The sequence below is a fragment of the Jeotgalibaca ciconiae genome, assembly GCF_003955755.1.
Classification (GTDB): Bacteria; Bacillota; Bacilli; order Lactobacillales; family Aerococcaceae; genus Jeotgalibaca; species Jeotgalibaca ciconiae.
Genome location: NZ_CP034465.1, coordinates 1,693,073 through 1,715,985, shown reverse-complemented (window position 1 = coordinate 1,715,985; position 22,913 = coordinate 1,693,073). Strand labels below are relative to the sequence as shown.

The following is a 22,913-nucleotide window of genomic DNA, read 5'->3' as shown; positions in this document are numbered from 1 at the left end:
TTTATCTTTTTTTCACTAGGTCAGGACTTGGGAGCTAGACATTGATGGCTGAACTTATAATCCCCTAGTCTACAAAAAAAGAGACCAGGACTCCTGTCCCAGCCTCATTTCAACTCTGTAGTGTTTTTCTAAATGCCCTTTTCCGGTTCTCCGTTATCGATAGTCTCTTTTGTCCTGAATGAAACTCTGAACAAAAGATAGAAGTAAGGAAACTAATAATGTTATCCCGAAGCTGCTAAACTGGAATCCTGGTCCAACCAAGAAGGAAGTAATCGAAAGCATCAACGCATTGATAATAAAACTGAACAATCCAAAAGTTAGTAACGTTATCGGAAAAGATAACACGTGTAAAACAGGTTTTACTAATACATTTACTAACGCAAGGACGATACTAGCTCCAAATGCGGTCCAAACCCCTCTTACATAAAAACCAGGTATTAAATAAGCTAAAGCGATAAAGATGATCGAATTAATGGCAATTTTCTTCCAAAATCCCATTAGAAATCGCTCCAATCATCATCTTCTTTTTTTACCGGTTTTGCTTCCTTTCTTGGGCGTCTGTTCTCATAAGGGTTACCGTATGAACGGTTTGTTTGAGTATTTTTTGCTTCAGGTAATAAAATCGCTAGTAGAATATATAGGAAAACGGGAGATCCTACTCCAGCAAATACTAGGATCAAGAAAATAACTCGTACAATTGTTGAGTCAATTCCAAAATATTCTGCAATACCACCTAACACACCACTCACTTGTCTATCTGTAGCTGATTTCGTTAATTTTTTCATGTTTCTCCCTCATTTCTTTCACTATTCTTTGTCTGTATCTTTTAAGAGGATACTTCCGTTTGTTGTCTTTAATTCTACCATAACTGGCTCGTTATCCTCCAGCCTTCTTGACTCAAGGTGTTTATTTGTTTTTTCATCACGTTGTTTTAGAATTTCCATGTTTTCCATTCTATTTTTAATCGATCCCAATGAACTATGCGCTTCTAATTCAACGCTTTTTTCTAGCGGTAATGCTAACTTTACACTTCCATTTACGGAAGATGCTTTAATTCGTTTGGTGTTCAAGTCCGAATAGGTCATTTTTACATCACCATTAACAATGGATAAACTTGAACTAGTGATTTCACTTACTGTAGTAATTGTACCATTTACCATTTGGGCCATTAAATCGACCAACCTGCTGTTTTTTACAGCAATGCTTCCATTGACACCATCTACTTCCAACATGGTTGCTTTGATATTGCTAAAATTCATTTTACCATTGGTTGATTTTGCATAAATATCTTTCCCAATAAAATCATTTACCGTGATATTTCCATTTAGCATTTTGAAAGCAACGTAATCGTATTCTCTTTCTGGCAATGAAACAATAATATCGCAACGTACACGTTTGTTCGGAACATGGAAAGTGAAGTGATCTTCATCAATTTCAATGTTACTGCGCGCTTCAAAAGCTTCCATTGGCGTTTCTTCATCGAATTTCGCGTATATTTTAATATCCGCATCCACTTTTATGTCATCTTGATCCCATTTTTCTAAGGTAATATTTCCATTAGCAATTTGGAAGTCCAGGATGGTTGCAGAAGCATTCTCATAAAGAAATTCATGATGGAATTTTTTCGAAACAATTCCTGGAATGTTCATATTAAAGTCTACTTCTTTCCACTCAACATTATCCATTACATTATTAATAGTAGAAGATAAGAAGCTGCCAATTTGAGATCCTATTTTATTGATTTTTCCTGAAAATTCAGAAGCTGTTTCTTGCCATTCTTCCTTGCTTCCAAATTTATCACTAAATGTTTTTATATTCTTTTCAAGTTGCTCTTTTTTCAAAGTACGCATTTTTTCTTCCATTTCACGTTTTTCTTCTCTAAGAGCTTCTTCTTGGGATTTCAATCCGTCTAATTCTTCGTCAATACGTAAAGCTTCCATTTCTAACTCAGGAGTCAGGGTATCTAGCTCTTCATGCGTTGCAATCTCTTGTCTTCTTTCTTGCTTGAGACTAATTTGTCTACGGAGAACTTGTAAAGCTTCTGTTTTTTCATCTACCCGTGATGAAAAATAAGAAATTTCACTTGCTAATTCTTCTAAGATTTTTTCAAAGTTTGCTTTGTCTTTTCGTTCAGCTTCTTCTACTTGTTCTTCAGCTGTTTCTGTTTTCTGTTTTACTTCATCTTCATTTGAAAAGTCTGTAGCGACGTTTTTACGTAATGCATCTTTACCGTGTTTTTTTGCAGCATTTTCTAATAGCTCAATTGCTTCTTCAGTAGAGATAATGCCTTCTCTTACCAATGCTAAAATACGTTCTCTTTCGTTCATGGTATTTCCTCCTAATATATCTATAAAATTGATAAGCGATTCCATGTGCCAGTGAGGTTCTTTCTCTTATGTACCTATTATGCCAAGAATCTTCAGAAATGTCATAGGACCTAAGATTGATTTCTACATACATACCAGTACTTACCATAATCAAAGGTATAAAGTACGCTGATTGTCCTTTATTCTCGTTTGTGTACAGCTAATTTGGTGGTATAGAAAAAATCTGGGAGGTTTAAGTCTTGTTTACCGGTCTAAGTTCCCGCTTTTTAAAAATCTGGGAGGTTTAAGTCTTGTTTGCCGGTCTAAGTTCCCGCTTTTTAAAAATCTGGGAGCTTTAAGTCTTGTTTACCGCTCCAAGTTCCCACTTTTTAAAAATCCGGGAGGTTCAAGTCTTTTTTACCGATCCAAGCTTGCACTTTTTAAAATAGATCTAAGAATATTCTCTTTCATTCCAGCATCACCACCAGAAATAATGGAGCAAAAAAAAGGGGCCGGAGAAAAACTCCCGGCCCCTCCAGTATTAACGAATAATAGTGGCGTAAACATGCTCAAAAAGGCAGCCCCGACGTCCACTTCACGAATAAGCACAGGATGGCCTTCGTCCATCCTGTGCTTATTCGTTCCAGTGATTCGGGGCTAAACGCCTTTTTTCCCACTCTTATTTTTTCTTCTTGCTTTGTCTTTCTTTGTCTCGTTTTAGTATTGTTTTTAGAAATTGTCCCGTATAACTTTCTTCTACTTCTGCTACTTCTTCTGGAGTACCGATAGCGATAACAGTTCCTCCGCCCGAGCCGCCTTCTGGTCCCATATCGATAACATGATCAGCTGTTTTGATTACATCCAGGTTATGTTCGACTACGAGAACCGTATTCCCAGCGTCCACTAGACGTTGCAGCACTTCTAACAATTTTGCAATGTCATGTGTATGCAAGCCTGTGGTAGGCTCATCCAAAATATAGAATGTTTTCCCAGTAGAAACTCGTTGAAGTTCACTCGCTAACTTCATCCGTTGTGCTTCCCCGCCTGATAAGGTTGTCGCTGGTTGGCCTAATGTGATATATCCGAGTCCTACATCAGCAATGGTCTGCAATTTTCGTTTGATTTTTGGTATGGCCTCGAAGAAAGGCAGTGCCTCATCAATCGTCATGTCAAGTATATCCGAAATATTTTTCCCTTTATAGCGCACTTCCAACGTTTCTGAGTTATAACGTTTTCCATGACATACTTCACAAGGAACATATACGTCAGGTAAAAAATGCATTTCGATTTTTAAAATACCATCGCCTTTACAAGCTTCACAACGGCCGCCTTTTACATTAAAACTGAACCGGCCTTTACTATATCCTCGAATTTTCGCCTCATTTGTGTTCGCAAACAAAGCTCGGACATCATCAAATACACTTGTGTAAGTAGCGGGATTACTTCTAGGTGTTCTCCCGATTGGACTTTGATCGATATCAATGACTTTTTCTAGCTCTTCATATCCAGATAATCGTTTGAACTTTCCTGGTTTTTCTTTTGTACGAGTCAGCTCTTTCGATAAAGCTAACTTTAAAACCCGATTTACTAAAGAACTTTTACCAGATCCAGATACTCCCGTAACGGCAATGAATTTTCCAATTGGGAAGGAGACGTCAACTTCTTTTAAGTTATTTTCTGCAGCTCCTTCAACAAGAACTGCTCCTTTATCTTCTTTTCGTCTTTCTTCCGGAACCGAAATAAATAATTTTCCGGATAGGTACTTCGCAGTAATAGAGTCTTTTGATTTCATTACTTGTTTAGGAGTGCCTGCAGCAACTACTTCCCCGCCTAGTTCTCCAGCCCCTGGTCCAATATCAATCAGGTAGTCTGCTTGAAGCATCGTGTCTTCATCATGTTCGACCACTACTAAAGTATTTCCTAAATCCCGCATGTTTTTCATTGAATCAATTAATAAATTATTGTCTCTTTGATGCAAGCCAATGGAAGGTTCATCTAAAATGTAGAGAACACCTGACAAATTCGATCCTATTTGAGTAGCTAACCGGATTCGCTGTGCCTCTCCCCCGGAAAGACTTCCTGCTACCCGACTCATTGTTAAATAATTTAAACCGACATTATTCAAGAAGAACAAACGTGAATTTATTTCTCTTAAAATGGGTTTTGCAATATCGAGTTCCGATTCAGTAAGTTTTAATTTCTCAAAAAATGTAATAGCTCCTTCAATTGAATGATCCGTTACTTGTGCAATATTTTTTTCATTTACTTTTACACAAAGAGCTTGTTCATTCAATCGTGCACCCTGACAAGTTTGACAAGTTAATTCTGTCATATATTCTCGCATTACTTTTCTTGTAAAATCACTGGATGACTCATGATAACGTCGATTAATGTTGTTAATGACTCCTTCAAAAGGAATGTGAACATCCCGGACAGCACCAAAATCATTTTTATGATAAAAATGGAAGGTTTTATCTTTTGATCCATATAACACGAAGTTTTTATGTTTTTCTGATAAATCTTTAAACGGAACATCCATCGGTATCTTAAAATCTTTACAAAACTGACGAAGCATCTCTGGATAGTAGTTGGAACTGATTGGATTCCATGGAATAATTGCCCCTTCTTCAATGCTCAATCTTTTATCTGGAACAACCAAGTCCAAGTCTACTTCCAATTTCATCCCCAAACCATCACATTCCGAACAAGCCCCGTATGGAGCATTAAATGAAAAGAGGCGGGGTTCAATTTCTCCTACTGTGAAACCACAATGCGGGCAAGAATAATGCTCGCTAAAGAGCATTTCTTCTCCATCAATAATATCAATCAACACATAGCCGTCCGCTAAATTCAATGCCGTTTCAACTGAATCGAATAAGCGAGAACGAATTCCTTCTTTTACGACAATACGGTCGATGATAACATCAATTTTATGTGCTTTGTTTTTATCTAATTCAGGCACTTCAGATACATCATAAATTTCACCGTCAATTCGAACGCGGACATATCCTTGTCTTTTTATATCATCAATAACTTTTTTATGTTGTCCTTTTTTCCCATAAACGATTGGAGCTAAAATTTGCATCCTTGTTCGTTCAGGCAACTCTAATACATGATTCACTATTTGTTCAGGAGACTGACTGCTGATTTCCGTTCCATCGTTTGGACAAATGGGATGTCCGACCCGAGCGAAAAGCAGACGTAAAAAATCATTTATTTCTGTAACTGTTCCAACTGTAGAACGAGGGTTATTACTCGTGGATTTTTGGTCGATCGCAATAGCTGGACTTAAGCCGTCAATCGTATCAACGTCTGCTTTCTCCATCTGTCCTAAAAATTGGCGGGCATAGGCAGATAAACTTTCTACGTATCTTCTTTGACCTTCTGCATATAATGTATCAAAAGCCAAGGAACTTTTCCCAGAACCTGACAGCCCTGTAACGACAACTAATTTGTCACGTGGTATGGTGACATCTATGTTTTTTAAATTGTGAGAACGTGCCCCATGCACGATAATTTGATCTTTTGCCATAACATTCTTCCTTTGTATTAGAAAATTCTGTTCCCCTCTATCATACCATTAACTCACTAAAAAGAACACTCGTTCGAATCGAGAAAATATCAGGTGTGTTTTGCATGTGTGACAGCCATATGTAAAATCTCATAAACATGGATATCATCTTGACTGTAAAGAATGTTTTTTCCTACTCTTCTATTTTTCACTAGTTTTGCTTCTTTTAATTTTTTTAATTGATGAGAGACAGCAGATTGTTCCATATTTAATTCTGTCGCAATAGCATTCACATTCCACTCTTTATCTTCCAAAAGATATAAAATACGGAATCGTGTGTTGTCTCCCAATAATTTAAACATTTTTGTCGTTTGTTGAATGGTTTCTTCGTCGATTTTTTTCAACATCTTTCCACCTCTCATTTATTCGTTTTGACGCAAAAAAACTTGATAAATCCTTACCCATTAAAAAGCATAGCATAGACTTAATTCTCTCTGATAGAACTCTGTTTGGATTTTCGTGTTACATACAGCGTTCCCATAATACCAACGTGCAATAAGAAAAATAAAATAATTAATTCTGCTTTTTTCATTGACCATTGAAGAAAAATGATTTCCAGAACTCTGAGTGGTTCCATAAAGAAATGCTTGGAATGTAATCTTGGAGAAAAACGACCCGCATACATCCCCATAGAAGATAACAAGCTAACAAAACAAAGACCTAAGCACATAACACTGTTTCTCAGCTTTAGTTTCTGCTTCGCCAACTCAGCTAACGAAAACAGTTCCGTGAACCCCCAGTTGATATAAGAAAAAGCAACTAAGAAAAGAATGAATATCAATCCCCAACCTCGGACACTTTCTACACTCATCCCTGTGGTATTATTATATAAATTCAATAAATCAGTATGAATGATATCAGTTGCTAAATACGGGATGTTGGGAAAGAATAGCAGCCATAAAAAAGCTAATCCAATTTGTAAAGAATGGTTTTTTGTCCTTTGAATTTGAAAAGATAATTCTATGGGAATATAAGCAAGTAATGTATTTAACGCTAAAAAATTAAAATGCGTACTCCATGTAATAAAAATCACGCTTGCCGTAATGATTCGAATAAAATTTTTGTAAATAATATTCCCCTCGCTTTTCTAAATTTCTTTTATTATAGATGTACTTTATCAGCAACGCAAAAATAGTCTCCAACTGAATCAAAATCGAGGAGCTGAATGATTATTGATTGTCCACTCATTCTCTATTGCTCTCAAATAGCAAAAAAGCTGGGAAATTTTATCCCAGCCGCCTCTTAGTTATCTTAATTTAATTCTAAAATCTCACCAGTTTTTAAATACACGATTCGTTCACAGATATTTGTAACATAATCACCGATTCGTTCTAAATATCCAGCGACGGCAATATAGTCAGAACCGCCAGGAACCACTTCCGGATCCATTGCCATTTGCTTAATACAGTAATGATTAATTTCCACGAAATGCTTGTCCACCTCAGAGTCGATTTGTGCAATTCTATATGCATCCTCTTCATCTACTCGGACATATGCATCAATTACTTGTTCTACCATGCTTTTTACAATCTCAGCCATTTCAGCAATTTTCGCTTCAACTTCTGGTATTCGTTTATTGTGGCGTTCTTTTACGCGAATAACCGAGCGTGCAATACTTACAGCATGGTCACCCATTCTTTCCAAGTCAGAACTAGCCTTCATTACCATAACTATGGAACGTAAATCACTGGAAACAGGTTGCTGCAAGGCAATTAATTGAAAACAAAAATTCTCGATAGCTACTTCAATTTCATTAATGTCTTTATCTTTTTTCTTCGCTTCCATTGCTAAGTTTTTATCATGATTGATAAAAGCTTTTACTGCTCTTAATATATTTTCGTTTACCATTAAACCCATTTTAGTAAACTGGCCGTGCATAGATTGTAATTCACCATCAAAAGTCCTTCTCACTGTAGCACACCTCACTTTTATCTTGTCTTACTCTTCTATTTTAGCATTTTTTTCGTAATTACCCAAATCTTCCAGATACATAATCTTCTGTACGTTTATCAGCCGGATTCGAGAAAATTTGTGTCGTTTCACCAAATTCAATCGTTTCGCCTGTAAGGAAGAATGCTGTTTTGTCAGAGACACGTGCCGCTTGTTGCATATTGTGAGTAACCATGACAATCGTATAACGATCTTTCAAATCTTGTACTAGGTCTTCAATTTTTGCAGTAGAGATCGGGTCGAGCGCAGATGTCGGCTCATCCATCAATAGAACTTCTGGTTCAACAGCTAGGGCTCTTGCGATACAAATCCTTTGTTGTTGTCCTCCTGAGATACGCAAAGCATTTTTAGACAGGTCGTCTTTTACTTCTTCCCAAATTGCTGCCCCCTTTAAGCTGCGTTCTACAATTTCATCGAGAGTTTTTTTATCTTTGATCCCATGAGTACGCGGGCCGTATGCAATATTATCGTAGATACTCATTGGGAATGGGTTTGGATGTTGGAACACCATACCTACTCGTTTGCGAAGCATGTTTACATCATAATCCGATGCATAGATATCCTCTTGGTCTAAACGAATATCACCTTCAATACGGCATCCTGCAACCAAATCATTCATTCGGTTTAAGCTTTTAAGGAAGGTTGATTTCCCACAACCGGAAGGTCCGATGAACGCAGTGATTTCATGTTCGTTAATTTCCATGTTAATATTTTTCAAGGCTTGAAAATCTGTATACCAGAGATTCATATTATTTACAGTGATTTTACTCATAACTTATTTCGCTCCCTTTGTTAATCGATTGCTGAGCCAAGTAGACATGCCATTTATAATTAATACAATGACAATCAGAACTACTCCCGTTGCATAGGATTCTTTTACATGGATTCCTTCACTCGCTAAAATATACATATGTAAAGCAAGTGTACGGCTTGATTGGAATAAATTGTCGGGTACGTTTACAGACGTTCCTAAAGTATACATAAGCGCTGCTGTTTCACCAACAATTCTACCTACTGCCAAGATAATGCCTGATAAAATACCTGGCATCGCAACAGGCAGTACAACTTTAAATATGGTTCGTAACTTTCCAGCTCCTAAAGCAAAACTTCCTTCACGCAACGAATTACGCACTGCAAGCAAAGCTTCTTCTGTAGAACGGATAATTACAGGCAATACCATTATAACCGATGTAAGGATACCGGAAACAAGCGAGTATTTAAATCCTAAAAAGATAACGAAAAATAACATACCGAAGAGACCATATACAATAGAGGGAATGCCCGACAGTGTATCTGTCGCAATTCTAATGACATTTACAAATTTATTGTTTTTATCAGCATATTCTACTAAATAAAATGCTGTAAAGACTCCAATTGGTGCAGCTATCACTAATGCAAGAAAAACCACTACAAATGTGGTTAAGATTGACGGCATCATTGATACGTTGTCTGTTGTATATTTCCATGCAAACATTTCCGGTGAAAGGCTGCTGATTCCATTTATCAAAATAAAACCAATCACATAGAAAAGAGATCCAAATGTCAGGAATGAAAAGAAGTATACTAAAAATTTAATGATTTTCGATTCCATGTCCTAAATCCCCTTCCTTTTCACAATAGAGAATGCTGCATTGATGATGATGATAAAAATAAACAATACTACAGAAGTAGCAATCAGTGCTTCACGATGTTCGCCAGCTGCATATGCCATCTCTAAAACGATATTTGTTGTCATAGTACGAACCCCTTGCGTAACGCTTGACGGGATTCGTGGTTGATTCCCTGCAACAAGAATAACCGCCATCGTTTCACCAATTGCACGTCCAATGCCTAGAATAACTGCAGATACAATTCCTGATTTAGCAGCGGGTACCATAACTCGGACGACAGAACGTTCGTGAGTAGCCCCTAATGCAATACTTCCTTCATAATAACTAGCTGGAACAGCTCTCAAAGAAGACTCAGAAAGACCAATAATGGTTGGTAAAATCATGATTCCCAACAGAATAGAAGCAGTAAGAATATTCATTCCCGTCCCGCCTACTAACCCTCTCATAAAAGGAACAATTAGTCGCAAAGCAAAAAAACCATACACAATGGATGGAATAGCTGCCATCATGTTTACTGCCGGCTTGAAAAATTTGTATAATTTTGGCGGACAAAATTTTGCCATAAAAATCGAAGTAAAAACGCCAGTCGGAACTCCAATGAGGATCGCTCCAAATGTAATCACTAACGACCCAATAATCATTGGTAAAATGCCGTATTCTGGATTTGCATTCGATGGAGTCCATTTTGTTCCAAATAGAAAATCAGAGATGCCGTAGCGTACCATAAATGGTACTCCGCCTTCAAAGATAAAATAAAAAATAACAACAATAGAAATAACCGAGACAAGCGCTGAAGCAAAGAATAACCACTTCATAAAGCTCTCCCAAAAATATTTCTTTTTCATTCATTCCCTCTCCTTCATTACAGGTTTTCCCACAATAAAATAACCATTTTTATAGTATCCTATATGCTTTCCAGCAGTATACTATTTCCCCAAAAAAGGCCAGAAGAATCTGGCCCATCCTTTTCCCATTCATTATAAAATTATTGTACGTCTTCCCACTCAGTTATTTCTCCAGTAAAGATTTGCTTTACTTGCTCTAAAGTGAGACCTTCAATGCCATTGCCCTTATTAACTACTACAGCAATTCCATCAATCGCAATGGCTTCAGAATTTAATTCAGCATTTTCTTCATCTTTTAATTCACGCGAAGCCATGCCAATATCAGCAGTACCATCGATTGCGGATGTCATACCTGCAGAAGATCCATTTGATGTAATATCAATTTGTACATCCGGGTTTAGTGCACGATATTCTTCAGATAGAACCTCCATTAATGGTGTCACAGATGTTGAACCAACTACTGCAATGGTTCCTGATTGCGTTCCATCTCCTTCGTACGCTGGAGCGTCAGAAACAGATTCAACATATCCTTCTCCTAAAGCAATGGTTTGTCCTTCTTCAGATAAGATAAAATCAACAAAGTCTTGAGCTACTGCTTCTAAATCACCGCTCCAAGCAATATTAAAGTTACGTGCAATCGGGAATGAACCATTTTGTACGGTTTCAGCTGTTGGCTCAACTCCATCAATTGCAACACCTTTTACATTATCATTTAAAGAACCTAATGAAATATAACCAATTCCATTTGTGTCTTGGGATACAGTTGAAATAACACCTTCAGTACCATTTTGGATAACTGCTTCTACATAGGTATTATCGACATCATCTTCTAAAACACCTGTAATCTCAGTGAATGCTCCTCTTGTCCCTGATCCATCTTCACGGGAAACAACATTAATTGTTCCAGAAACTGCTCCTGTTCCTGTTTCATCTCCGCCAGTTGCTGCTGGATCACAAGCTGCTAGAACTCCTACAGCTCCTATTGAAAGAACTAATTTAGATAGACTTTTTAATTGCATTCTACGTACCATCCTTTTTTAATTGTCTTTTAGTAATTTGCTATAACTCTATTCTATTGCTTCTATGTAAATTTAGTTAATGGTTTAATGTAAAGTTTTTAAAGAAAAAGAACTTATTCTCCCCATTAATAAAACGTTCTCTTTTTTAACATTGTAAAAACCCTGTTAATTGAGCTTTTTAACAGGGCTCCAATCAATCGATTGTAAATTTTATGTAAATATTTTGTAAACATAAGCGCTTTTGCATCTTTTCTTTCTTTTACAATTCATTATAAGCTTTTCGGCAAACGTACTGTAAACGTACTCCCCAGACCTAGTGTACTTTTTACGCTAATAGACCCGTTCATGTTTTGGACAAGATAACGTACGATGGACAATCCTAATCCTGTTCCCCCGGAATTTCTACTTCTTCCTTTATCCACACGATAAAACCGTTCAAAGATTCTTCCTAAGTTCTCTTCCGGTATTCCGATACCAGTATCAGCGACATGAAAAATGACTTCCTCATTCGTTTCCTCTAACAGTACTGAGATTTTTCCGCCTTTATCAGTGTAATTTACAGCATTATAAATAAGATTGTTCAATACCTGTTCCAGACGACTTTGATCTCCTTCAAGGACAACGGGTGTTGGATGATTTGATAAGAGCCGTAACTTCAATCCTTTTTCATCTGCCTGCGGTTTAATCACTTGGAAACAGGCTTTTACAGCATCATTTAAGATAATTTTTTCTATTTTCATGGGTACTTGTCTTTGTTCTGCACGTGATAAATCTAAGATATCATTGACTAAGATTTCTAGGCGTCTTGATTCTTTATACATAATTTCCAAAAATTGCCTTAATAGCTGTGGATTATCTAACGCACCATCCAAGAGAACTTCTGAGAAACCTTTTAATGCAGTGACGGGTGTCCGCAATTCATGAGATGCATTCGTTACAAAGTCGGTTCGCACTTTTTCCAGACGGCGGATTTCGGTTATATCATATAAAAGAACAATCATTTGATTTCCTCTTATATCGGGTATAATCATCGTATTGACATCTAATATCCGTTCTTTCGGATGATAGATATGTATTTCTTCATTTTTATTGGTTTTTTGTTGGTAGGTTTCTTGAATAATTTGGACAAGACCATAACTTTTCGACATTTCTAAAAACGAATGTGCTAATAAATTTTCATCAATTCCAAGAATCTGATAAACAGCCGGATTCATCATTTCGATTCGCCGTTCGCTATCTAACAATACAACACCTATAATTAAGCGATCAAGTAGCGCACTTAAGCGATCATTCGATTGTAGTATTGTATTGTTTTTCTCTTCAAGACTATCTGCTAGCTTATTAACTGTATTACCAAGTTCCATAATTTCTGGGTAATCCACACCCATGTAATATTCGCTATAATCTCCTTCAGAAATTCGATTAATAACTGTTTCAATTTGTTTTAAAGGACGAGAAACACGATTCGTTAAATGTAAGGCAATAAAACTCGCTAAAACAATCGATACAAAACTAAAAACAAAAACAGATTGGGTTAATTGGGACTCTAATGAATCTAATTCATCCAGCTGATGAGTCAAACGAGCAATCCCAAGAAATTCTCCTTTCCCATTGTAAAGAGGAACCGCAACTCGGTACTCGCGTTTTCCAGCTTGACCTGTTACAATCCCACTTACTCCTATGCTCTCACCTTCTAAAACATTGAGAATTTCTTTACCAGAAGACATTTCAGCATTGCTGGGATAAAGTTGAGCTCCTTCTTTTGAAAAAAAGGCAATGGAATCTTTTTTATCCAATAAAAAAGACATACTCGGAAAATCCTCAATAGCCGTTTGAACATTTCCAGTGTTTTGTAAAATCCACTCATCTAACAGAGAGGCAATATTGGTTGCCCGCTTCTCTACATCTCTTAAAATCGAGTCTGTGGTAGTTGTGCGAACGACATGATTCGTATAAAAAACTACTCCCATTGATAGGAGTAGGAACAGCCCAATGAAAAGAGCTAAAAATTGATTTGTAAATTTGCGCATTATTTTGGCTCCTCGAATTTATAACCGAATCCTCTAACCGTTTTAATGTATTGAGGATTTTTTGTATCTTCTTCAATTTTTTCGCGCAAGTGACTGATATGTACATCGACAATTCTTGTTTCGCCAGCATAATCAAAATTCCAAATAGCATTCAATAATTGTTCTCTGCTTAAAATCCGATTAGCCCGTTGTGCCATATATAATAATAATTCAAATTCTTTTGGTGTGATATCGATAGAAATGCCCTTTACATGCACCTCATATAATTCCGGAAAAATAACCACTTCTCCAATAACAACTTTTTCTTCTACGATTGGAGCTGCTACTGTAACTTCGGCACCTTTTTCAATATCCCCATTTGTACTGGAGCGATCTTCTTTTTTAGTACGACGTAAAATTGCCTTCATGCGCGCAATTACCTCACGCGGACTAAACGGCTTTGTCATGTAATCGTCCGCGCCTAATTCGAGGCCGATTATTTTTTCAAGCTCGTCATCTTTCGCCGTCAGCATTAAGATTGGCGTATCTATCTTTTCTCTTCGAAGACTTTTGCATATATCCATCCCGTCCATTGAGGGCAACATAAGATCTAAGATGATAAAATCAAAAGATTGATTTAAGGCTAGTTCGTACCCTTCTCTTCCATCGGATGCTTGTGTTACTTCGTATCCTTCTTTTTCTAGATTATAAGCAAGTAAAATTAAAATTGACTGCTCATCATCGACGATCAATACTTTTTTCATTTTTTCCTCCAAGAGATTATTTTTACTTCTTTTATTTGAGAAGAATAATGACTCTCATATAATACCATTCTCATTCTATCATTGACTTTTTAAAATGAAAAGAACCATGTAAATATAAAAAAATCGATAGCGGATATTCTTCAATTAGAATAATCGCTATCGATTGATTTTTTATTAAACTTTTAAGAATCGAGACATAGATAATACAGAGCCAATTGATCCTAAGAACACGCCTACTCCAATTAATCCTAATCCAATATAATAGACAAATGGATTCGCTGGTAGTAATGCAAAGTTCGAGCCAACCAAATACTCTGTTCCAATCTCATATAGGAAACGATAAAGGAAGATAAGAATGCCCGTCGGTATCAGCGATCCAATTAATCCAATAAAAGAGCCTTCAATCAAGAATGGCCAGCGGATATAACTGTTTTTCGCACCTACTAAACGCATGATTTCAATCTCCGTGCTGCGAGAGAAAATAGTAATTCGAATCGTATTTGAAATAAGGAAGACTGCAATCAACAATAATCCTACAATAATCACAATTCCAATTGTTCTCATTGTTGAGATGGTATCAAAGAGCTTCTCTGCCGTTGTACCACCATATTCAACTTTCGCTACATAGTTTAATTCTCCTGCAGTCTCAGCTACTTTACCCGTTTGTTCTGGAAGTTCCGCACTCAAAATAAATACATCATGCAATGGATTATCATCGCCACCAAACAAGTTAAACTCTTCCCCGTAACTTCCAATCAGTTTATCTAATTCTTCATCACGAGTGGAGTAAGTCAAGGACTCAACGTTTGGTATTTTTTCTAGCTCATTTCGAAGGGTTTCTCTGTCTGCTTCTTCTGCTCCTAAATCAATAAAGACACGTACACTTACATCATTTTCAATATCACTTGCTAGTTTATTAACATTAAACAAAATCGCAATAAAAGAGCCAACAAGTAGTAATGTCATCGTAACTGCACTGATCGCAGCAAGTGTCATCCAACCATTACGGACAAGACTTTTACTTGCATCACGGATATGCCTACTCATCGTTCTAAATTTCATATCCGTATTCTCCTTCCTGTTGGTCACGAACAATTCTACCATTTTCGATCGCAAGGACACGATGTTTAATGTCATTTACGATTTGGCTGTTATGAGTCGCCATTAGAATAGTCGTTCCTTGGTTATTAATTTCTTCTAAAATATTCATGATCTCCATTGAAGTATCTGGGTCAAGGTTTCCTGTTGGCTCATCCGCAATCAGGATTCCTGGTGTGTTCACAATTGCACGTGCAATTGCAATTCTTTGTTGCTCTCCACCTGATAATTCATTTGGAAACATGCGTGCTTTGTGTTTCAAACTTACTAAGTCCAATACTTCAAAAACACGTTTTTCAATTTGCTTCGGTGTTTTTTCAATTACTTCCATTGCATAAGCAATATTTTCGTAAACCGTTAATTTGGGAAGTAACTTAAAATCTTGAAAGACCACTCCGACAAAACGACGCAATAATGGAATATCTCGTTCTTTTAATTTTGTTACATCAAATTTTCCAATTTTTACTGATCCTGACGTTGCTTTTGCTTCACGATACATCATTTTAATAAAGGTTGACTTTCCTGCTCCACTTGGACCCACAATATACACAAATTCACCTTGCTCAATCTTTACACTTAAATCATTAACAGCCGTAATGCCATTCGGATATTTCTTAGAGACATTCAGCATTTCAATCATGTAATCACCCATCTTTTTCTATTTTTACTAGTATCTAAGCTCATCAGAAATTGTCTGTTAATTCTTTGAATCATTTATTCTCTTTCTGAAAAAACCACAAACAATGACGATTGTTTGCGGTAGATACAACATTCATGTTTTTGCCAGATTGCTTACCCATTATAGCACGGATAAAAAGGATGTCTGTATTAGTTTCTTTACATTTATATTTCAAAGTGGTCATAGCGATGTAATCAAATTTGCGCACAAAAGCATAAAAATCATTATTCTTTTGAATCAATATTCATTTTTAAGTATGCGTCAATGAATCCGTCCAGATCACCGTCAACAACCGCCTGGGTGTTGCCAGTTTCATAATTTGTTCGATGATCTTTTACCATCGAATATGGATGGAAAACATAGGATCTGATTTGGGAACCCCACCCAATCTCTTTTTGTTCTCCACGAATAGCAGCTAATTCTTTCTCTCGTTCTTCCTCTTGACGTTGGAAGAGTTTTGCTTTCAGCATCCCCATTGCAGTATCTCTATTTTGGAACTGTGAACGTTGAGATTGACTTTGAACAACGATTCCAGTTGGAATATGAGTGATTCGAATGGCTGAAGATGTCTTGTTAATATGCTGTCCTCCAGCGCCGCTTGCGCGGTAAGTATCAATACGCAAGTCATCTGGATCTACTTCAATTTCATTATTATCTGCAGCAATTTCAGGCATAACATCAATCGAACAGAAAGACGTATGTCTTCTTCCCGCAGAATCAAAAGGAGAAATTCGCACCAAACGGTGAACTCCCCGCTCTGAGCGTAAGTAACCATAAGCATTTAATCCTTTTATCAAGAGTGTGACGCTCTTGATGCCTGCTTCATCACCCGCTTGATAATCAAGTGTTTCTACAGCAAAACCTTTATCATCTGCCCAACGCATATACATTCGTAATAAAATGCTTCCCCAATCTTGTGACTCGGTTCCCCCTGCTCCAGGGTGGATTTCAAGAATAGCATTATTCTTATCATGTGGCTCACTTAGCAACATCGTTAGTTCATACTCAGATAATACTTGCTTATATTCCTCTATTTTTTCATTCAATTCTTCTTCAAAATCTGATTCAGCTTCTTCTTTTACAAGCTCATACATCACTTCTAAATCCTCTTGCATCTCAGAGAGTTTGTTGAACGTATTATATACACTTTTTAATTGATTTGCTTCATTAATCACTTCTTGTGCTTTGTCAGAATCATTCCAAAAAGATGGATCAACCATTCGGTCTTCATATTCAGCAATATCTGCTTCTAATGCCTCTAAGTCAAAGAGACCCCCTAAAGCTTGTTATTTTTTGTTTCGATTCTTCTAGAAAGGCTTTGATTTCACTCAATTCCATTTTGTATCCTCCTTTTATTTCCCCATCACAATGATGGGCCGGAGAACGCCTCCCGCCCATCAACACTGTTTACTCAACGTTCCGTTTTATTAAAGATTTTTTCCATGACAATTCTTGAACTTTTTACCGCTCCCACATGGACATGGCTCATTACGTCCAACTTTCGTGCTTGTCGCTGGAATTTGTGATGTTGTTTCTTTCTCTTCTTCTTGGATTACTTCTTTTGCCGCTGGATCCGCTGTCGGTACAGCAGCTTCTTGTTGCTTTCCTGCAGCTTTTTGTTGTTGAGCGATCATCATTTGGCGCATTTGCATTGCAGCCATTTGTGCTCGTTTTACTTGTTCAATTCTATCGGCTGAACCTGCTTCTCCTTCGCGAGTTGGGCGAATAGAAGAACCGCCACCCACCGACTCACGTTGTAAGTTTTGGCGTACTTCAGATTTCATAACAATTCTTGTTACATCATAGTCAACAGATGCAATCATTTCTTGGAAACGATTATAGCCTTCTGTCTGGTATTCAGTTAGCGGATTGTTTTGTGCGTAAGAACGAAGACCAATTCCTTGGCGAAGCTCTTCCATATCACTAATATGTTCCGTCCATTTTGTATCAACTACACGTAAAATCACAACTTTTTGGAATTCAAGCATTTGTTCTTTGCTTAGTTGTTTCTCTTTTTCTGAATAAACGGCTTTTGCACGATCAATTAAATCTGTTTTAATTTCTTCTGCAGTTTTACTTTCCAGTTCGGAAACGCTGATTGTGTCAGGATGAACCAATACATTGGCTGCAAAATCACGGATTGCTTTTAAATCCCAATTTTCTTTTTCACCTTTTGTATGATTATCAACGAGACGTTCAATCGTGCGTTTAATCATGCTGGTTGTAACGTTGTTTAGCGACTCTGTCTCCATAATCACATCCAAACGTTGTCCATACATAATTTCACGTTGTTCACGCATTACCTCGTCATATTCCAAAACATTTTTACGTGTGTCGTAGTTATTTCCTTCTACTCGTTTCTGAGCTGATTCTACTTGGCGAGAGAGCATTTTACTTTGAATTGCCATATCATCTTCTTCGTCCACATTCAAACGACTCCAAACTTGTTGGATTCGCTCAGATCCAAAACGTCTCATTAAATCATCTTCTAATGATAGGTAGAACTGTGTTTCACCTGGATCCCCTTGACGACCAGAACGTCCACGAAGCTGATTATCAATACGGCGAGATTCATGGCGCTCTGTACCAATAACTGCCAATCCGCCTGCTTCTTTTACCCCAGGTCCAAGTTTGATATCCGTACCACGACCAGCCATGTTGGTAGCAATTGTCACTGCTCCTCTTTGGCCAGCATTCATGACAATTTCTGCTTCTTTAAAATGATTTTTCGCATTTAATACTTGATGAGGAATTCCCTCTTTTGTTAATAAACGAGATAGCAATTCTGATGTTTCGATTGCCACAGTACCAACCAAAATGGGTTGTCCCTTTTCGTGGCGCTCTTTGATATCAGCAGTAACTGCTTTAAATTTACTCTTCAGTCCTGGATACAATAAGTCTGCGTTATCAATCCGAATAACCGGTTCATTTGTAGGAATTGCAATAACTTCCATATTATAAATTTCGCGGAACTCTTCTTCTTCTGTTTTTGCTGTACCAGTCATACCAGATAACTTTTTATACATACGGAAGTAGTTCTGGAAAGTAATGGTTGCCATTGTACGTGATTCGTTTTGAATTTCAACATTTTCTTTGGCTTCAATTGCTTGATGTAGCCCATCTGAATAACGACGGCCTTCCATGATACGCCCAGTAAATTGATCAACGATTTGAACTTTTCCTTCATTCACTACATAGTCTACATCATGAATCATAATATAGTTTGCACGTAAGGCTTGATCCAAATGATGAACAAGTTTTGTATTGTCGACATCGTAAAGGTTGCTCACATGAAACGTTTTCTCTGCTTTTTCAATCCCTTGGTCTGTCAATGCAATGGATTTTGAAGTTAAATCGATAGTGTAATCTTCATCTTCTGCTAATCCTTTAACAAAGAAGTCTGTTCGATTATATAGGGCAGTTGATTTTTCTGCTTGTCCAGAAATAATCAACGGTGTTCTTGCTTCGTCGATTAAAATGGAGTCAACTTCATCGACAACCGCGAAACTAAGCGGGCGTTGCACCATTTGATTACGGTATACAACCATATTATCTCTCAAATAGTCAAAGCCAAGTTCGTTATTTGTACTATAGGTAATATCACAATTGTAGGCTTCACGTTTTTCTTCAGATGATTTTCCTGCAATGTTCAATCCTACTGTCAGTCCTAAGAAGCGATACAACTCTCCCATCTCTACAGCGTCACGGCTTGCCAAGTATTCGTTCACTGTAACAACGTGGACGCCTTCCCCTGAAAGGGCATTTAAGTATACAGGCAAAGTAGCTGTCAATGTTTTACCTTCACCGGTTTTCATTTCAGCGATGTTCCCTTTATGAAGCGTGATTCCACCCATTAATTGCACTTTATAAGGATATAGACCTAATACACGTTTTGCTGCTTCACGAACTACGGCAAATGTTTCTACTAATAAACTATCTAAGGTTTCTCCCTTTTGATAGCGTTCTTTAAATTCAATTGTTTTTGCAGTTAATTCTTCGTCGCTTAAAGCTGCTGTTGTATCAGCCAAAGCGATGACTTTATCTGCAGTTTTCTCTAAGCTTTTCAATTCTGCTTTGTCATTTTCGAAAAGACGTTTCAAAAAATTGGCCATTCTAAATCTCCTCTTAAATTAATTCATTCTTATTACGGTTAACTTGGTTCACATTTATTCGTTTTAGAATAAATATGTATACATTCTATGTATCCTATATATTTTACCATTAATATCATTATTTTTGTATATTTTTATTCGAGAGTTTGCTTTCAATTTATTTGAATGTCCTCTGTCATTCTGACACACAAAAAGACCAGACATGATTCTCCCTGGCCTTTTTGTGTCATGATAACTTTAGTTAATTTCCCCATCGGTCTCGATTAGTCCGAATTTACCATCTTTACGACGGTACACAATACTGGTTCCATTTGTTTCTGCATCTTCAAAAATAAAGAAATTATGTCCCAGCATATTCATTTGTAAAACAGCCTCTTCGCTATCCATTGGTTTTAAAGATAGGCGTTTTGTCCGAACAATTTCTAATTGACCATTATTTTCATCAACCTGTTCTTCTAACTGTGAAATCTCTGCCGTCATATCAAAACCTTTTTCGCGAGATTTCCGATTGATTTTTGTTTTGTATTTACGAACTTGACGTTCTAACTTGTCTACAACTAGATCAATGCTACCATAAAGATCAATGGAGGTCTCTTCGGCACGCAGTACTAAGTAAGGAAGTGGAATGGTAACCTCTACTTTTGCGGTTTTATCGGAATATACTTTCAAATTCACATGAGCGGTTGCTTCCGGAACATTATTAAAATAACGTTCTAACTTACTTATTTTCTTTTCTGCGTATTCCCTTATTGCTGGTGTAACCTCAATATTTTCTCCTCGGACATTGTACTTAAACATAGCATTCTCTCCTTTCGTCTGATTCATCATCAGAAAAGACACTCTTATGGACCACTCATAAGAGTTCCTTTAACTATATTATAATGTAAGCGTTCCTTTTTTACAATTGATTCAAAGAAAATTAACGACCGATACTCAACGAGAGGATATCTGCTGCTCCTGCTGAATCTAACAAAGCCTTGGCATGAAGCATCGTCCTGCCAGTTGTGTACACATCATCAAACAAAAGGAATGATTTATTTTTTACTTCTCCCTGATTCAATAGTTGAAAGGGCTGTTGGCTTATCAAACGTTCTTGACGGTTTTTCTCCGATTGCTTCTCTCCACTATAGTGGTTAATCAATATATCCTGATAAGGAACCCCCGCTGTCTGTAAAAGAAGTTCACTTTGATTAAAACCTCTTTCTTCCCTACTTTTTTTAGATATTGGTAGAGGCACGAAAATATATCCTTTGTTTTGATGATAAAGTTTTTTTAAATCGGTTTGAAATAAGGAAGCAAATCGTACGTCGCCTACAAATTTGTATTGACTCAACCATTCTTTTAATTTTTCGTCATACTGATACAAAGAACGGTGTCGAATCAAGCGGTCCGGATACTCTTTTTGCCATTTTTTACAGTCTATACAAATTTCTTTGTTCTTTTGAAGACGTGAACAAGCTGGACAAGCTGTTTCTCGGTCAATCCTTGTGAATTTAGCCAAGCAAGAATTGCATGCCGGAGAATCATGATAAGGTTGAAAAGAAAAAAGTTCGTGCAGGGAAAGAGTCCGCTTCATTACTCGATTACACAGAAGGCATGTCTTCATTCAGCAGTCCTCGCTTTCGTGCTTCCCGGTTCATTTCTTTTATTTGTTTACATGCTCCCTTGATTGCTTTGGTATAACCGAAATGACAAAACCAAACATTTCCTTTTGGGTAGTCTTTATTTCTACCAACTCGACCAGCAATCTGAACTAAGGAAGCTTCTGTAAATACAGCGTCTTCTGCCCCTAAGACAATTACATCAATGTCTCGAAAGGTAACTCCTCTTTCTAAAATGGTAGTGGTAAGTATGAAATCATAAACCTCTTCCCTCATTTTTTTCACTTTTTCAATCCTTAGTGGATCCTCAGCGGAAACAGAAGTAAAGTTTTTTTCAGGATAATATTCCTTTAGCCAATGTTCTAATTCCTCCATTAAGTGAATGTGAGGCAAAAATAATAAAAAACGTCTATCGTTTTGTATGGTTTGCTCCATCAATCTTAAAAAATTCGCCTTCTGCTTCCTTCTTTTAATGTCTCTGCGCCAATTTCCTACCCAAACACAGCGTACTTCCGGCAGCGGAAACCGATGATAACGAGCAGGCAAAACTGTTGCAGCTAATTTTTCTTCTTTTACCAATTTTTGCATGTCTCTTGGAGGTGTCGCCGTTAAATACAACAATGCGCCATTCTCTTTACGTGCCTTTCTTGAAGCAAATTGAAGAATGGCGCTATTGTGATACGGAAACGAATCAATTTCATCAATAATCAATAAATCAAACGCCGCTTTAAAACGCAATAACTGATGTGTCGTTGAAATGACAAGTGGAGTATAGTCATAGGGTTCTTCCGTTTTTCCATATAGTAAAGCCAGCGGTATACTGGGGAATGCTTCCCTTATTCGAGGTGCAAGTTCCAAACAAACATCAATTCGCGGAGACGCTATGCATACTCTGCCTCCTTCCCTTAAGCATTTTGCAATCCCCTCAAAAATCATTTCTGTTTTTCCAGCTCCTGCGACTGCCCAAACCAAGCGATTCTCTTTCTTTTCTACAGCTTGAATGATGTCCTTTGATGCCCGTTCTTGCTCTGTAGAAAGCTGACCTTTCCATGCCAGCGGTGACGTTTTCATAATTAAAAAATCATTTTTTTCTGGCAAGGAAAATAACTGGCTGCATTTTTTGACTTTCCCCATATTTAAACATTGCGAACAATAAAAACAATCCTCTCCGCAAGTACAGGGACCAGGAATCAGTAGTTGCGGATCATTAGTCCCACATCGTTGACATTGCCATTTATTTTGAATAAATTCGAATGCCGGACGATGTTTTGCTTGGTTAAGTACTTCTCCTTTCCCATTCCATTCTGAAAGAAGAACTTCTCGCCCGTATAATTGTTTTTCCATCATTT

20 protein-coding genes are annotated in these 22,913 nt (G+C 37.2%); all 20 read right to left on the bottom strand.

Annotated elements, in window-relative coordinates; translation table 11 throughout:
* Nucleotides 1-153: 153 nt before the first annotated feature.
* Nucleotides 154-498 carry a phage holin family protein gene (locus EJN90_RS08115; RefSeq protein WP_126110169.1) on the bottom strand — a complete coding sequence of 115 codons (345 nt, stop codon included), beginning with the start codon at nucleotides 496-498 and terminating at the stop codon, nucleotides 154-156.
* Nucleotides 498-785, bottom strand: coding sequence for a PspC domain-containing protein (locus EJN90_RS08110; protein ID WP_126110167.1), 288 nt, complete (start codon nucleotides 783-785; stop codon nucleotides 498-500). Before EJN90_RS08110 ends, EJN90_RS08115 begins: the two co-directional genes overlap by 1 nt.
* Before the next feature lie 21 nt (nucleotides 786-806).
* Nucleotides 807-2,327 (bottom strand): daptomycin-sensing surface protein LiaX, encoded by a 1,521-nt coding sequence (gene liaX, locus EJN90_RS08105; protein ID WP_164544042.1) that lies wholly within the window; start codon nucleotides 2,325-2,327, stop codon nucleotides 807-809.
* Between the two features lie 658 nt (nucleotides 2,328-2,985).
* Nucleotides 2,986-5,838 carry an excinuclease ABC subunit UvrA gene (gene uvrA / locus EJN90_RS08100; RefSeq protein ID WP_126110163.1) on the bottom strand — a complete coding sequence of 951 codons (2,853 nt, stop codon included), beginning with the start codon at nucleotides 5,836-5,838 and terminating at the stop codon, nucleotides 2,986-2,988.
* Nucleotides 5,839-5,927: 89 nt separating this feature from the next.
* Nucleotides 5,928-6,224, bottom strand: coding sequence for an ArsR/SmtB family transcription factor (locus tag EJN90_RS08095; RefSeq protein ID WP_126110161.1), 297 nt, complete (start codon nucleotides 6,222-6,224; stop codon nucleotides 5,928-5,930).
* Between the two features lie 77 nt (nucleotides 6,225-6,301).
* Nucleotides 6,302-6,910 (bottom strand): DUF1361 domain-containing protein, encoded by a 609-nt coding sequence (locus EJN90_RS08090; protein WP_227872475.1) that lies wholly within the window; start codon nucleotides 6,908-6,910, stop codon nucleotides 6,302-6,304.
* A 218-nt stretch (nucleotides 6,911-7,128) separates the two neighbouring features.
* Nucleotides 7,129-7,788, bottom strand: coding sequence for a phosphate signaling complex protein PhoU (phoU, locus tag EJN90_RS08085; protein WP_126110158.1), 660 nt, complete (start codon nucleotides 7,786-7,788; stop codon nucleotides 7,129-7,131).
* A 58-nt stretch (nucleotides 7,789-7,846) separates the two neighbouring features.
* Nucleotides 7,847-8,599: a phosphate ABC transporter ATP-binding protein PstB gene (pstB, locus tag EJN90_RS08080; protein WP_126110156.1), complete on the bottom strand. Its 753-nt coding sequence runs from the start codon at nucleotides 8,597-8,599 to the stop codon at nucleotides 7,847-7,849.
* Between the two features lie 3 nt (nucleotides 8,600-8,602).
* A complete protein-coding gene (gene pstA / locus EJN90_RS08075) occupies nucleotides 8,603-9,418 on the bottom strand; it encodes a phosphate ABC transporter permease PstA (protein ID WP_126110154.1) in 816 nt (271 codons plus the stop codon).
* 3 nt (nucleotides 9,419-9,421) lie between these two features.
* The gene (gene pstC, locus EJN90_RS08070) at nucleotides 9,422-10,282 is read right to left on the bottom strand and encodes a phosphate ABC transporter permease subunit PstC (protein WP_126110152.1); all 861 of its coding nucleotides are present in this window, start codon (nucleotides 10,280-10,282) and stop codon (nucleotides 9,422-9,424) included.
* 140 nt (nucleotides 10,283-10,422) lie between these two features.
* Nucleotides 10,423-11,301 (bottom strand): substrate-binding domain-containing protein, encoded by an 879-nt coding sequence (locus tag EJN90_RS08065; RefSeq protein WP_126110150.1) that lies wholly within the window; start codon nucleotides 11,299-11,301, stop codon nucleotides 10,423-10,425.
* A gap of 269 nt (nucleotides 11,302-11,570) precedes the next feature.
* Complete coding sequence (pnpS, locus tag EJN90_RS08060; RefSeq protein WP_227872474.1) at nucleotides 11,571-13,331, bottom strand: two-component system histidine kinase PnpS; 1,761 nt, start codon at nucleotides 13,329-13,331, stop codon at nucleotides 11,571-11,573.
* On the bottom strand, nucleotides 13,331-14,074 hold the full coding sequence (locus EJN90_RS08055; RefSeq protein WP_126110148.1) for a response regulator transcription factor: 744 nt from the start codon (nucleotides 14,072-14,074) through the stop codon (nucleotides 13,331-13,333). The genes pnpS and EJN90_RS08055 overlap by 1 nt, the downstream gene beginning before the upstream one ends.
* Nucleotides 14,075-14,248: 174 nt before the next feature.
* Nucleotides 14,249-15,136 (bottom strand): permease-like cell division protein FtsX, encoded by an 888-nt coding sequence (gene ftsX, locus EJN90_RS08050; protein WP_126110146.1) that lies wholly within the window; start codon nucleotides 15,134-15,136, stop codon nucleotides 14,249-14,251.
* Nucleotides 15,126-15,812: a cell division ATP-binding protein FtsE gene (gene ftsE / locus EJN90_RS08045; protein WP_126110144.1), complete on the bottom strand. Its 687-nt coding sequence runs from the start codon at nucleotides 15,810-15,812 to the stop codon at nucleotides 15,126-15,128. Before ftsE ends, ftsX begins: the two co-directional genes overlap by 11 nt.
* Nucleotides 15,813-16,075: 263 nt before the next feature.
* A protein-coding gene (gene prfB / locus EJN90_RS08040) for a peptide chain release factor 2 (protein ID WP_179950342.1) occupies nucleotides 16,076-17,189 on the bottom strand; the annotation gives its coding sequence in 2 pieces (ribosomal slippage) (nucleotides 16,076-17,116 and nucleotides 17,118-17,189; 1,113 coding nt in all).
* Between the two features lie 89 nt (nucleotides 17,190-17,278).
* Nucleotides 17,279-19,963: a preprotein translocase subunit SecA gene (secA, locus tag EJN90_RS08035; RefSeq protein ID WP_126110140.1), complete on the bottom strand. Its 2,685-nt coding sequence runs from the start codon at nucleotides 19,961-19,963 to the stop codon at nucleotides 17,279-17,281.
* 237 nt (nucleotides 19,964-20,200) lie between these two features.
* Nucleotides 20,201-20,761, bottom strand: a complete 561-nt coding sequence (hpf, locus tag EJN90_RS08030; RefSeq protein ID WP_126110138.1) for a ribosome hibernation-promoting factor, HPF/YfiA family — start codon at nucleotides 20,759-20,761, stop codon at nucleotides 20,201-20,203.
* A gap of 121 nt (nucleotides 20,762-20,882) precedes the next feature.
* Nucleotides 20,883-21,569 carry a ComF family protein gene (locus EJN90_RS08025; protein WP_126110136.1) on the bottom strand — a complete coding sequence of 229 codons (687 nt, stop codon included), beginning with the start codon at nucleotides 21,567-21,569 and terminating at the stop codon, nucleotides 20,883-20,885.
* Nucleotides 21,547-22,908: a DEAD/DEAH box helicase gene (locus EJN90_RS08020; protein WP_126110134.1), complete on the bottom strand. Its 1,362-nt coding sequence runs from the start codon at nucleotides 22,906-22,908 to the stop codon at nucleotides 21,547-21,549. The genes EJN90_RS08025 and EJN90_RS08020 overlap by 23 nt, the downstream gene beginning before the upstream one ends.
* Nucleotides 22,909-22,913: the final 5 nt, after the last annotated feature.

Bases quoted from the DNA above. Each gene is read 5' to 3' on its own strand.
- secA (WP_126110140.1), bottom strand. From the start codon at position 19,963: ATGGCCAATTTTTTGAAACGTCTTTTCGAAAATGACAAAGCAGAATTG.
- ftsE (WP_126110144.1), bottom strand. From the start codon at position 15,812: ATGATTGAAATGCTGAATGTCTCTAAGAAATATCCGAATGGCATTACG.
- EJN90_RS08110 (WP_126110167.1), bottom strand. From the start codon at position 785: ATGAAAAAATTAACGAAATCAGCTACAGATAGACAAGTGAGTGGTGTG.
- EJN90_RS08055 (WP_126110148.1), bottom strand. From the start codon at position 14,074: ATGAAAAAAGTATTGATCGTCGATGATGAGCAGTCAATTTTAATTTTA.
- ftsX (WP_126110146.1), bottom strand. From the start codon at position 15,136: ATGAAATTTAGAACGATGAGTAGGCATATCCGTGATGCAAGTAAAAGT.
- EJN90_RS08115 (WP_126110169.1), bottom strand. From the start codon at position 498: ATGGGATTTTGGAAGAAAATTGCCATTAATTCGATCATCTTTATCGCT.
- EJN90_RS08020 (WP_126110134.1), bottom strand. From the start codon at position 22,908: ATGGAAAAACAATTATACGGGCGAGAAGTTCTTCTTTCAGAATGGAAT.
- pstC (WP_126110152.1), bottom strand. From the start codon at position 10,282: ATGAAAAAGAAATATTTTTGGGAGAGCTTTATGAAGTGGTTATTCTTT.
- pnpS (WP_227872474.1), bottom strand. From the start codon at position 13,331: ATGCGCAAATTTACAAATCAATTTTTAGCTCTTTTCATTGGGCTGTTC.
- EJN90_RS08095 (WP_126110161.1), bottom strand. From the start codon at position 6,224: ATGTTGAAAAAAATCGACGAAGAAACCATTCAACAAACGACAAAAATG.
- pstB (WP_126110156.1), bottom strand. From the start codon at position 8,599: ATGAGTAAAATCACTGTAAATAATATGAATCTCTGGTATACAGATTTT.
- uvrA (WP_126110163.1), bottom strand. From the start codon at position 5,838: ATGGCAAAAGATCAAATTATCGTGCATGGGGCACGTTCTCACAATTTA.
- pstA (WP_126110154.1), bottom strand. From the start codon at position 9,418: ATGGAATCGAAAATCATTAAATTTTTAGTATACTTCTTTTCATTCCTG.
- liaX (WP_164544042.1), bottom strand. From the start codon at position 2,327: ATGAACGAAAGAGAACGTATTTTAGCATTGGTAAGAGAAGGCATTATC.
- EJN90_RS08065 (WP_126110150.1), bottom strand. From the start codon at position 11,301: ATGCAATTAAAAAGTCTATCTAAATTAGTTCTTTCAATAGGAGCTGTA.
- EJN90_RS08025 (WP_126110136.1), bottom strand. From the start codon at position 21,569: ATGAAGACATGCCTTCTGTGTAATCGAGTAATGAAGCGGACTCTTTCC.
- hpf (WP_126110138.1), bottom strand. From the start codon at position 20,761: ATGTTTAAGTACAATGTCCGAGGAGAAAATATTGAGGTTACACCAGCA.